The organism is Arenimonas sp., assembly GCF_035312645.1.
Lineage (GTDB): Bacteria > Pseudomonadota > Gammaproteobacteria > Xanthomonadales > Xanthomonadaceae > Arenimonas.
This window is the reverse complement of sequence record NZ_DATGBO010000139.1, coordinates 1-11,118: the sequence shown is the minus strand read 5'-3', so window position 1 is coordinate 11,118 and position 11,118 is coordinate 1. Positions and strand designations below refer to the sequence as shown.

The 11,118-nt window shown below is 64.1% G+C and carries 10 protein-coding genes; 7 read left to right on the top strand and 3 right to left on the bottom strand.

Annotation, left to right across the window (positions count from 1 at the left end):
• Positions 1 to 23 precede the first annotated feature (23 nt).
• Positions 24 to 1,340 carry a Xaa-Pro dipeptidase gene (pepQ, locus tag VKM35_RS12335; RefSeq protein ID WP_324321316.1) on the top strand — a complete coding sequence of 439 codons (1,317 nt, stop codon included), beginning with the start codon at positions 24 to 26 and terminating at the stop codon, positions 1,338 to 1,340.
• A gap of 549 nt (positions 1,341 to 1,889) precedes the next feature.
• Positions 1,890 to 4,646 (top strand): valine--tRNA ligase, encoded by a 2,757-nt coding sequence (locus VKM35_RS12330; RefSeq protein WP_324321315.1) that lies wholly within the window; start codon positions 1,890 to 1,892, stop codon positions 4,644 to 4,646.
• A gap of 107 nt (positions 4,647 to 4,753) precedes the next feature.
• Here VKM35_RS12330 and rimI read toward each other — a convergent pair whose 3' ends face one another.
• From rimI to pssA, 3 genes are read right to left on the bottom strand one after another with little or no spacing between them, the layout of a single operon-like run.
• On the bottom strand, positions 4,754 to 5,248 hold the full coding sequence (gene rimI, locus VKM35_RS12325; protein ID WP_324321314.1) for a ribosomal protein S18-alanine N-acetyltransferase: 495 nt from the start codon (positions 5,246 to 5,248) through the stop codon (positions 4,754 to 4,756).
• A 3-nt stretch (positions 5,249 to 5,251) separates the two neighbouring features.
• Positions 5,252 to 5,545, bottom strand: a complete 294-nt coding sequence (locus VKM35_RS12320) for a hypothetical protein (RefSeq protein WP_324321313.1) — start codon at positions 5,543 to 5,545, stop codon at positions 5,252 to 5,254.
• Positions 5,542 to 6,342 (bottom strand): CDP-diacylglycerol--serine O-phosphatidyltransferase, encoded by an 801-nt coding sequence (pssA, locus tag VKM35_RS12315; RefSeq protein ID WP_324321312.1) that lies wholly within the window; start codon positions 6,340 to 6,342, stop codon positions 5,542 to 5,544. The genes VKM35_RS12320 and pssA overlap by 4 nt, the downstream gene beginning before the upstream one ends.
• Before the next feature lie 103 nt (positions 6,343 to 6,445).
• Between pssA and VKM35_RS12310 the strand changes: the two genes are divergently transcribed.
• From VKM35_RS12310 to fabB, 5 genes are all read left to right on the top strand, one after another.
• Positions 6,446 to 6,823, top strand: a complete 378-nt coding sequence (locus tag VKM35_RS12310; RefSeq protein WP_324321311.1) for a DUF4124 domain-containing protein — start codon at positions 6,446 to 6,448, stop codon at positions 6,821 to 6,823.
• A gap of 30 nt (positions 6,824 to 6,853) precedes the next feature.
• On the top strand, positions 6,854 to 7,135 hold the full coding sequence (locus tag VKM35_RS12305; protein ID WP_324321310.1) for a hypothetical protein: 282 nt from the start codon (positions 6,854 to 6,856) through the stop codon (positions 7,133 to 7,135).
• Positions 7,136 to 7,190: 55 nt separating this feature from the next.
• Complete coding sequence (locus tag VKM35_RS12300; protein WP_324321309.1) at positions 7,191 to 8,894, top strand: proline--tRNA ligase; 1,704 nt, start codon at positions 7,191 to 7,193, stop codon at positions 8,892 to 8,894.
• Between the two features lie 321 nt (positions 8,895 to 9,215).
• On the top strand, positions 9,216 to 9,725 hold the full coding sequence (gene fabA / locus VKM35_RS12295) for a 3-hydroxyacyl-[acyl-carrier-protein] dehydratase FabA (protein ID WP_324321308.1): 510 nt from the start codon (positions 9,216 to 9,218) through the stop codon (positions 9,723 to 9,725).
• Positions 9,726 to 9,732: 7 nt separating this feature from the next.
• On the top strand, positions 9,733 to 10,944 hold the full coding sequence (fabB, locus tag VKM35_RS12290; RefSeq protein WP_324321307.1) for a beta-ketoacyl-ACP synthase I: 1,212 nt from the start codon (positions 9,733 to 9,735) through the stop codon (positions 10,942 to 10,944).
• Positions 10,945 to 11,118 lie beyond the last annotated feature (174 nt).

The window sequence follows — 11,118 nt, the reverse complement described above, 5'->3', positions numbered from 1 at the left end:
GATATCCGGACAGGTCACGCGCCATGACGAGCAATGCAGCCACTGTGTACCGCGAGCACCTTGCGACAATCAAGGCGCGCAGCGATCTTGCCCTGCAACAAGGCGGATTCGATCACCTGATCGTACCGGCCGGCATCGCCAAATATCGCTTTCTCGACGACATGCATTATCCGTTCAAGGCCAATCCGCATTTCCTGCACTGGCTGCCACTCACCGAACATCCATACAGCTGGATCGCGTACACACCGGGCAAGAAACCGGTGCTCGCCTACTATCAGCCTGATGATTACTGGCATGTGCCGCCGACCGCGCCGGAAGGCGACTGGGTCGAACACTTCGACATCCGCATCCTGCGCGATCCCGCCGAGGCCACGCAACATCTGCCGAGCACGGGCAAGACGGCAATCATCGGCGAAAGCGACGCGGCGCTGCCGGGCTTCGTGCCGAACAATCCGGAGTCGGTGCTGAACCCGCTGCATTACCAGCGCGCCTACAAGACGCCTTACGAACTTTCACGGCAGCGTCTGGCGCAACGCAGAGCGGTACGCGGCCATCTGGCGGCGCAGGCGGCGTTCACGACCGGCGCTTCGGAAGCGCAGATCCATGCGGCGTATCTCGCGGCAACCGGCCACACGGATTTCGATCTGCCCTACAACAACATCGTCGCGCTCAACGAAAACGGCGCGACGTTGCACTATCAATACAAGAACACGCAGTCGCCGGCGCAGCAGCGTTCGCTGCTGATCGATGCTGGCGCGGAAGTCGACGGCTACGCTTCCGACATCACGCGCACCTGGGGCAATGGCGATGCGGCGTTCGCGGAACTGGTCAGCGGCGTCGAGCACGAGCAGCTCGCGCTGGCGGGGAAGGTTCGTGCCGGCGTCGACTATCGCGACTTGCATCTGGAATGCCATCTGCGCCTGGGCAGTGTGCTCAAGGCATTGGACATCGTCGACATGGACCCGGGCACGATGCTGGAAACCGGCGTGACCTCGACCTTCTTCCCGCATGGTCTCGGTCACCCGATCGGCCTGCAGGTTCACGACATCGCCGGCTTCAGCGACGAGCGCGGACAACTGATCCCGCGTCCCGCCGGCCACCCGTTCCTGCGCATGACGCGCACGCTGGCGGCAGGCATGGTGGTGACCATCGAGCCCGGCATCTATTTCATCCCGACGCTGCTGGCGAAACTTCGCGAAACCAAACACGCCGCGTCCGTGGACTGGAAGAAAGTCGAGCACCTCGCGAAATTCGGCGGCGTGCGCATCGAGGACGAAGTGCACTGCACGGATGCCGCACCGGAAAACCTCACGCGGGATGCATTCGCGGAGCTCGCCTGATTTCTTTGTAGGAGCCAGCTCGCTGGCGACCCCGCCTATCTGGAAACGATGGCCGCCAAAGGTCTTTGCTCGCTGAGGAAATCGCCCCGCAGTGGCGACCCGAGGCGGGGGCTCAACGACCACTCGATCGCAAACGCCGTCCATGGCCAGCTCACGAGTGGCCATGAGGGCCATCCGGGCCCTCATTTCGTCGAGCCCCGCCTCGGGTCGCCACTGCTCTGAACGAATTTCGCGAGTTTGGCCAATGGCAAAAAACGCACTTCACCCACCCGCTGAATCTTGTCGAGCGATGGCGGCTATCGGAGGCATCGGCAGTGGAGTGAAGGCCATGGATGGCCGTAACGGTCGCTCGTGAGCTGGTCAGGATGACGCTCGCGCCCGAGCGACCACTGCCGATGCTCCCGATAGCCGCCGTCGCGTGTGGCCGCAGCCAAGGACCGCAAAGCGCGCCAGCATCGCGCCCAAAGCCCTGTTTTGATAGGATTTGGCCATCAATTCGACCTTCCGCCGCCCGGCCCCGTGCCGGGCGCGCCGTCTTTGCCTTCCGCAGTGAGCCCCATGGACAAGAGCTTCGAGCCGCAGACTTTCGAGACCAAGTGGTACGCGCACTGGGAAGCCAATGGCTGCTTCAAGCCGTCCGGTACCGGCAAGCCGTACACGATCATGCTGCCGCCGCCGAACGTCACCGGCACCTTGCACATGGGCCACGCCTTCCAGCACACGCTGATGGACGCACTGGTGCGCTACCACCGCATGCGCGGCTTCGACACGCTATGGCAGGTCGGCACCGACCACGCCGGCATCGCCACGGAAATGGTCGTTGGTCGCAATCTGTCCCGTGAAAATCTCAGCCGCGACGAACTCGGCCGCGACAAGTTCATCGAAAAAGTCTGGGAATGGAAGCAGCTGTCCGGCGACACCATCACCCGGCAGATGCGTCGCCTTGGCACCTCGGGTGATTGGAGCCGCGAACGCTTCACGATGGATGCGGGCCTGTCGAAGGCGGTGGTCGAAACCTTTGTGCGCCTGTACGAAGAAGGACTGATCTATCGCGGCCAGCGCCTGGTCAACTGGGATCCGGTGCTCAAGACCGCGATCTCCGATCTCGAAGTCGTCAGCGAAGAAGAAGAAGGCAAGCTGTGGTCGATCTCCTACCCATTGAGCGACGGCAGCGGCGCGCTGGTGGTTGCGACCACGCGCCCGGAAACGATGCTCGGCGATACCGCCGTGATGGTGCATCCGGAAGACGAGCGCTACGCGCACCTGATCGGCAAGACCGTGCGCCTGCCGCTGAGCGATCGCGAAATTCCGATCATCGCCGACGACTATGTCGATCGCGAGTTCGGCACCGGCGTGGTCAAGGTCACGCCGGCGCACGACTTCAACGATTACGCGGTCGGCCAGCGGCACTCGCTGCCCATGATCAACATCCTCACGCCGACCGCCGAGATCAACGACAACGCGCCGGCGAAATACCGCGGCCTGGATCGTTACGTCGCCCGCAAGGCCGTGCTCGCCGATCTCGAAGCGCTGGGCCTGCTCGTCGAGGAAAAGAAACACAAGCTGCAGGTGCCGCGCGGCGACCGTACCGGCCAGGTGATCGAGCCGTATCTGACCAACCAGTGGTTCGTGAAGATGGACACGCTGGCGGCGCGCGGTCTCGAACTCGTCGAGAACGGCAGCGTGCGTTTCGTGCCGGAAAACTGGATCAGCACGTATCGCCACTGGATGAGCAACATCCAGGACTGGTGCATCTCGCGCCAACTCTGGTGGGGTCACCAGATTCCGGCGTGGTACGGCGTCGACGGAAAAATATACGTCGGTCGCGACGAAGCCGAAGTGCGGGCGAAACACTCGCTGCCCACCGACGTGGCGCTGACGCGCGAGAGTGACGTCCTTGAGACATGGTTCTCTTCCGCACTCTGGTCGCACAGCACGTTGGGCTGGCCCGATGCCGGCGACATGGCGAAATACGATTTCGCCAAACGTCTGCCGACCTCGGTGCTGGTCACCGGCTTCGACATCATCTTCTTCTGGGTCGCCCGGATGATCATGATGACCGACCACTTCACCGGCGAGGTGCCTTTCAAGGACGTCTACATCACCGGTCTAGTCCGCGACAAAGACGGGCAGAAGATGTCGAAGTCGAAGGGCAACGTGCTCGATCCGATCGACATCATCGATGGCATCACGCTGGAGGCATTGATCGCCAAGCGCACCACCGGCCTGATGAAGCCGACCGACGCGCCGAAGATCGAGAAGGCCACAGCTAAGGAATTTCCCGATGGCATTCCTGCCTTCGGCGCCGACGCACTCCGCTTCACCTTCGCCAGCCTCGCCACGCATGGTCGCGACATCAAGTTCGACATGAACCGTGCCGAGGGCTACAAGAATTTCTGCAACAAGTTGTGGAACGCGGCGCGTTTCGTGCTGATGAATTGCGAGGACTTCTCCGCAACCGGCAAGCCGACGCCAAAGACCGACGCCGAGCGCTGGATACTGCATCAATTGCAGCAGATGTTGCTTGAAGTCGAGAAAGGCTATGCCGACTATCGCTTCGACCTCGTCTCGCAGGCCTTGTACGACTTCGCCTGGAACGAATACTGCGACTGGTTCCTGGAGCTGGCCAAGCCAGCGCTGAGCGGCGCGGATGTCGATGCCGCCAACAGCACGCGACACACGCTGCTCTATGTGCTGGAAACCCTGCTGCGCGCATTGCATCCGCTGATTCCGTTCATCACCGAAGAGATCTGGCACGCGATCGCCCCGAAACTCGGCCTCGCGGGTGATTCCATCAGCACCCAGCCGTACCCGGAGTTTGACCTCGCGTCGACGAACCCGGCCGCTGCGTCGGACATCGAATGGCTGATGGCGGCAGTGACCCAACTGCGCTCAATCCGCAGCCAGATGACGATCGCGCCGAACAAGGCCATCCCGCTGCTGCTCGAAGGCCGTGCGCAGGATGATGGCCAGATCGCGCGCCATGCGGCGTCGCTGAAATTTCTGGCCCGCCTCGAATCGATCGAATGGCTGCAGGGCGCACCGCCAGCGACCGCGATGGCGCCGTTGGGCGAACTGAAACTGCATATCCCGCTCGCCGGCCTGATCGACCTGTCCGCGGAAAAAGCCCGCCTGGAAAAAGAGATCAAGCGCATCGCGGCCGAAATCGGTAAGTGCAACAACAAGCTCGCCAGCGATACCTTCGTCGCCAATGCCCCGGCGGCAGTGGTGGAACAGGAACGCGCAAGACTGGTCGACTGGAACGCTCAGCTGGCGGCGCTGAGCGAGCAGCAAAAGCGCTTGTGATCTTGCTCTTGTAGGAGCGGCGCAAGCCGCGATTTCTCCACGCCGCCTCGCACATCGAAGAAATCGCGGCTTGCGCCGCTCCTACGAATGGGAGTGACCTCGCGGCGCTACAACCGCGGCGGCCACTGCGATTCCGGCGCGAGCAATTCCATCGCCATCACCAGCGCATCCTCACGGCCTTTGCTCGCGGGGTAGTAGTTCGGGCGGCGACCGATCTCGTTGAAGCCTTCGTCGTTGTACAAGGCGATCGCGGCGGGATTCGAGGGCCGCACTTCCAGAAAGACGCGGTCGGCCATGTGCCAGCGCGCGAGGTCGATCAGGCGGCGCAATATCCGCCGGCCGTGACCGTGGCCCTGGTGTTCGGGCGCGACGCAGATGTTGAGCACATGCGCTTCGTTCGCGGCACAACTCAGCACGCCGTAGCCAATCAACCCGGTACGCGCTTCGAACACCCAGCATTGATGGCCGATACGCAGGCAGTCGCGGAAGATTCCGGCGGTCCACGGAAACGGATAGGCGCGTTGCTCGATCGCGACCACCGCCTCGATATCGGCCTGACGCATCGGCCGTATCTGGGTGGCGTCGGCGGCGCGGGCGTTCATGCGTCAGTGGCTGCGGCGCAGGGCCCGCAGTTGCGGCCAGAGCGCGCGCTTGCGCAGGGGATCGCGGCGCAGCGATTCGATATCACCGACCAGGCCGGCGATATCGCCGCCGTTCGCCGCACGCTGCACGGCCTGCAGCAATTTTTCCGAAGCGGCGTATTCGCCGACGCCACTTGCGACGCGAGCGGCCGGCGCGGCAGCGGCCGGCAGCGCATTCATCGCTGCGATTGCGGGCCGCTGATAGAGCGTGTAACCCAACGCAGCGAGCAGGCGCTGCTGTTCGCCCGACCAGTTCATGCGATGGGTTTGCGGCTGAGCTTGTGCCACAGCCAGTAGCCGGGGCCAGACAAGGCGTAGGCGGCGGTGATCGTCAACAGCACGCGCGGCGCATCGATCATCAAGGCCACCAGCACGCCGACCACGAGCAGCATCACCCAGAACGGCACGCGCTCGCTCTTGCTGTCCACGGGCTGCGCAGCGGCCTCGGCCTCGGGTTTGGCGCCGCCCTTGAAGCTGGTGTAGCGGATGCGGCTGACCATCAGCAGGCCGCAGCAGATGGTCAGCGCGGTCGCGGCATAACGCAGGGTGTCGCCGGTGTAGCCGAATACCGTCATCGACCACACGAAGGACATCATCAGACCGGCCGAGGACGGACTGTTCAAGCCGATGAACCAGCGTTTGTCGACCACGCCGACCTGCGTGTTGAAGCGGGCCAGGCGCAGCGCGGCGCAGGCGACGTAAAGAAAAGCGGCGGCCCAGCCGAGCTTGCCGGCGATCACGCTGTCGAGCTTCATCGACTCCAGGCCCCAGTGATACATCACCAGGGCGGGCGCGACGCCGAAACTGACCAGGTCGGCGAGCGAATCGAACTGCACGCCGAATTCGCTGCTGGTGCCGGTCAGGCGCGCGACGCGGCCGTCGACGCCATCGAACAAGGCCGCCACGAACACCGCCACGCAGGCCGGGACGAACTGGCCGTTGGCCGCCGCAAGAATGGCGTAGAAGCCCGAGAACAGGCCGCAGGTGGTGAGCAGGTTCGGCAACAAATAGATGTGCCGGTTGCGGGGGCGGGGTGCTTCGGGTTTGGCTTCCATCCGGCCAGTGTAACGGCAAGGCGAACGCGCCCATAGCCGCCCGGCTTGCCAGCGACCGCCCGGGGTGTTAACTAGATTTGCGTCGATTCCCCGGAGGCCCGCCATGATTCGCCCGACCCTGCTTTTCATCGCCTGCCTGGCCCTGCTGCCGGCCAGCCTGTCTGCACAGACCCGGGTCTACAAATGGACCGACGCCCAGGGCGTGGTCCACTACTCGCAGATCGAGCCCAAGCAAGCCGCCAAGACGCGCGATTTCAAAGCCGACAAGCCGGCGCCGCCGGCCAAGCCCAAGGTCAAGACGCCGGAAGAACTGGCCTGTGAACGCGCCAAGCTCAATGACGAGGCGCTGTCGAGCAAGGACGAGCTGCGTGCCGATACCAACGGCGACGGCAAACCCGAAGTGATGTCGGCCGAGGACCGCGCCAAGGCGCAGGAACTGACCAAGCGCCAGCTCAGCGCCTATTGCGCCCCAAGCAAGTAAGCCTCTGATCGCGGATTCACCGCGCCTGCTTTGAAGATTTTCTGGGCCATCGTCTGCGGCGCCCTGCTGGCGCTGGCCTATGCCTGGTGGACCGGCACCCTGCCCGGCCGGCATCCGCCGCGTGCATCGGCGAGTGCTGCGAGCGCCGAAAAAAGCAAGGCTGCACCTGCGCTCTACCGCTGGCGCAACGATCAGGGCGTACTGCAGCTCAGCAACCATCCGCCGAAAGGCCGGCCGTTCGAACGCGTGCGTATTCGCGACGACCAGAACGTGATCCGCGCCAACGCCCCCGCGCCTGAGCCGCCGAACTGACGACGCGGGCCGCTACAATGCCGCCCTCCCCGCTTTCGAACGCCCGCGACCGCCCATGCGCCTTTCCCAGTTTCATCTCTCGACCTCCAAGGAAACCCCCGCCGACGCCGACATCGTCAGCCACCAGCTGATGATGCGTGCCGGCATGATCCGCAAGCTCGCGGCCGGCCTGTACACGTGGTCGCCGCTGGGTCTGCGGGTGCTGCGCAACGTCGAGCGCATCGTCCGCGAGGAAATGAACCGCGCCGGCGCGATCGAGATGCTGATGCCCTCGATCCAGCCGCGCGAACTCTGGGATGAAACCGGACGCTGGGAAAAATTCGGCGGCCAGCTGCTCAAGATCAAGGACCGCAAGGAAGCCGAATACGCCTACGGCCCGACCCACGAGGAAGTGGTCACCGATTTCGCGCGCAACGAGCTGCGCAGCTACAAGCAGCTGCCGGTGAATTTCTACCAGATCCAGACCAAGTTCCGCGACGAGATCCGTCCGCGTTTCGGCGTGATGCGCGCGCGCGAATTCCTGATGAAGGACGCGTACTCCTTCCATCTCTCGCCCGAATGCATGGCGCAGACCTACCAGGCGATGTACGACGCGTACTCGCGCATCTTCACCCGTCTTGGCCTGAAGTTCCGCGCGGTCAACGCCGACACCGGCGCGATCGGCGGCAGCGCCTCGCATGAATTCCACGTGCTGGCCGATTCCGGCGAAGACGCGATCGCGTTCTCCGATGGCTCCGATTACGCGGCGAACACCGAGATGGCCGAAGCGGTCGCGCCCGCTGCGCCGCGCGCCGCCGCAACGGAAACGATGAACAAGGTCGTGACGCCCTGGCAGCGCACCTGCGAGGAAGTGGCCAAGCTGCTCGGCATCGGACTGGAGCGCACAGTGAAATCTGTGGCGATGATCGGCGCGCAGGGTTTCGTGCTGGCGCTGGTGCGCGGCGACCACATGGTCAACGAGATCAAGCTGGCAAAACTTCCCGGCCTGGCCGAATACCGCCTGGCGACGGAAGCGGAAATCCTGGAACACCTCGGCAGCGAGCCGGGCTTCCTCGGCCCGATCAACGCAAAGAAGAAAATTTTCGTGCTCGCCGACCGCAGCGTCGCGGCGATGGCCGATTTCGTCGTCGGCGCGAATGAAAAGGGATTCCATCTGGCGGGCGTGAATTGGGGCCGCGATTTGCCGGAAGCCGATCTGATCGCTGACATGCGCAACGCCGTCGCCGGCGATCCCTCGCCTGACGGCAAGGGCACGCTGGGCATCGCTCGCGGCATCGAAGTGGGCCACGTTTTCCAATTGGGCCAGAAATACGCCGAAGCAATGAAAGCCACCGTGCTCGACAGCGAAGGCAAGGCGCAGGTGATGTACATGGGCTGCTACGGCATCGGTGTCTCGCGCATCGTCGCCGCGGCGATCGAGCAGAATTTCGACGGCAACGGCATCTGCTGGCCGGAAACGATGGCGCCGTGGAAAGTCGCGGTCTGCATCATCAATCCGAAGAACGACCCGGCGGTGAACGAAGCCGCGCAGGCGCTTTACATCGATCTCACCGCGCGCGGCGTCGACGCCTGCCTCGACGATCGCGGCCTGCGCCCCGGCGTGATGTTCGGCGACATGGAACTGATCGGCATCCCGCACCGCGTGGTGGTGTCCGAACGCGGCCTCGCCGCCGGCACGTTCGAATATCGCGCGCGCCGCGACAGCGAAGCGGTGAATCTCGACCGCGCCGGATTGTTCGAAAAACTCGGATTGGAATAACCCGCATAGCGTGCGCTGCGCGCACGCAATCTCCATGGCCTCGCAGCGTGCGCGAAGCGCAGGTCATGTCCGCCGCAAGCCTCTACCCCACCCCAACCCTCCCCTGTGCACAGGGGGAGTTGCTGCGGCTCACCACTCACCGCATCGACGCGCATTCCCCGCCGCCCACATGTCCGGTGGCCACCGCATACGTCGCCGTAGGGCCCAAGGCAATCAAGGCCTTGGAAAGTACGCCCCTGTATGTAGTCGCGCACTGTCATCGCCCATGTGGATAATCACGGGTTGCGTCGCCGACCCGCGCGACGGCCAAGGATGCCGAGCATGTTCAACTCCTTCACGCGCGAACAATTGATCGCCTGCGGTCATGGCGAGATGTTCGGTCCGGGCAATGGCCGCCTGCCGCTGCCGAACATGCTGATGCTCGATCGCATCACCCATATCGACGACGACGGTGGCGCGCACGGCAAGGGCCAGATCCGCGCCGAGCTCGATATCCACAAGGACCTGTGGTTCTTCGGCTGCCATTTCGAAGGCGACCCGGTGATGCCCGGCTGCCTGGGCCTGGATGCGATGTGGCAGCTGGTCGGCTTCTTCCTGTGCTGGAAAAACAATCCCGGCCGCGGCCGCGCCCTCGGCGTCGGCGAAGTGAAATTCGCCGGGCAGGTATTGCCGACCGCGAAACTGGTCAGCTATGTGATCGACATCAAGCGCGTCGTCGAGCGCAAACTGGTGCTGGCCATCGCCGACGCCAAAATGTTCGTCGACGGCCGCGAGATCTACACCGCCACCGACCTGCGCGTCGGCCTGTTCACCTCCACCGAATCGATGTGAGTCCGTCATGAAACGCGTTGTCATCACCGGCCTCGGCCTGACCTCCTGCCTCGGCAACGACCGCAACACCGTCACCGCCGCACTGCGCGAAGGCCGCTCCGGCATCCGTGCGATTCCCGAATACGGCGAACTCGGTTTCCGCAGCCAGGTCGGCGGCGTGGTCGAGGCCGATCTCGACGGTCGTATCGACCGCAAGCTGCGCCGCTTCATGGCCGACACCGCCGCGTTCGCGTATCTGTCGATGGAAGACGCGCTCGCCGACGCCGGCCTGAGCCGCGATGAAATTTCCGATCCACGCATCGGTGTGATCGCCGGTTCCGGTGGCGGTTCCTGCGCCAACCAGGTCGATGCCGCGGATTTGTTGCGCGCGAAAGGCGTACGTCGCGTCGGCCCGTACATGGTCACGCGCACGATGACCTCGACGGTCTCGGCCAATCTCGCCACCGCGTTCGGTATCCGCGGCGTCAATTATTCGATCGCCTCGGCTTGCGCGACTTCCGCGCATTGCATCGGCGCGGCGATGGAACAGATCCAGCTGGGCAAGCAGGACATGGTGTTCGCCGGTGGCGGCGAAGAGCTGCACTGGTCGCAGACGATGCTGTTCGATGCGATGGGCGCGCTGTCGTCGAAATACAACGCGACGCCGGAAAAAGCCTCGCGCGCCTACGACGCCGAGCGCGACGGTTTCGTCATCGCCGGCGGCGGTGGCATGGTCGTGGTCGAATCGCTCGAACACGCACAGGCGCGCGGCGCGCGCATCCTCGCCGAGATCGTCGGCTACGGCGCAACCTCCGATGGCGCCGACATGGTCGCGCCCTCGGGCGAAGGCGCGGCGCGCTGCATGCAGCAGGCGCTGGCCACAGTCGACGGAAAACTCGACTACCTCAACACCCACGGCACCTCGACACCGGTGGGCGACGTCGCCGAACTCGGCGCGATGCGCGCGGTATTCGGCGACGCGATCCCGCCGTTCTCCTCGACCAAATCCCTGTCCGGCCATTCGTTGGGCGCGGCCGGCGTGCACGAGGCGATCTACTGCCTGCTGATGCTCGAACACGGCTTCATCGCCGGCTCGGCGAACATCGACACCGTCGACGCAGCCGCCGAAGGCATGCCGCTGGTGCGCGCCTCGCGCGACGCCGCCTTGCAGACCGTGATGTCGAATAGCTTTGGCTTCGGCGGCACCAACGCCAGCCTGGTGCTGCGCCGCTGGCAATAACGCGCGTGATGTAGGAGCGACGCAAGTCGCGATTTCTCGCCGCTTGCTGGTGTCGCATCAATTTTGCGAATTCGCGACTTGCGTCGCTCCTACATTTGGCCTGTCCATTTTCGTCGCGCCTACATCTGGCCTGTCAATTTTCGTCGCGACAAAATCACCGCGTCACAAATTCCG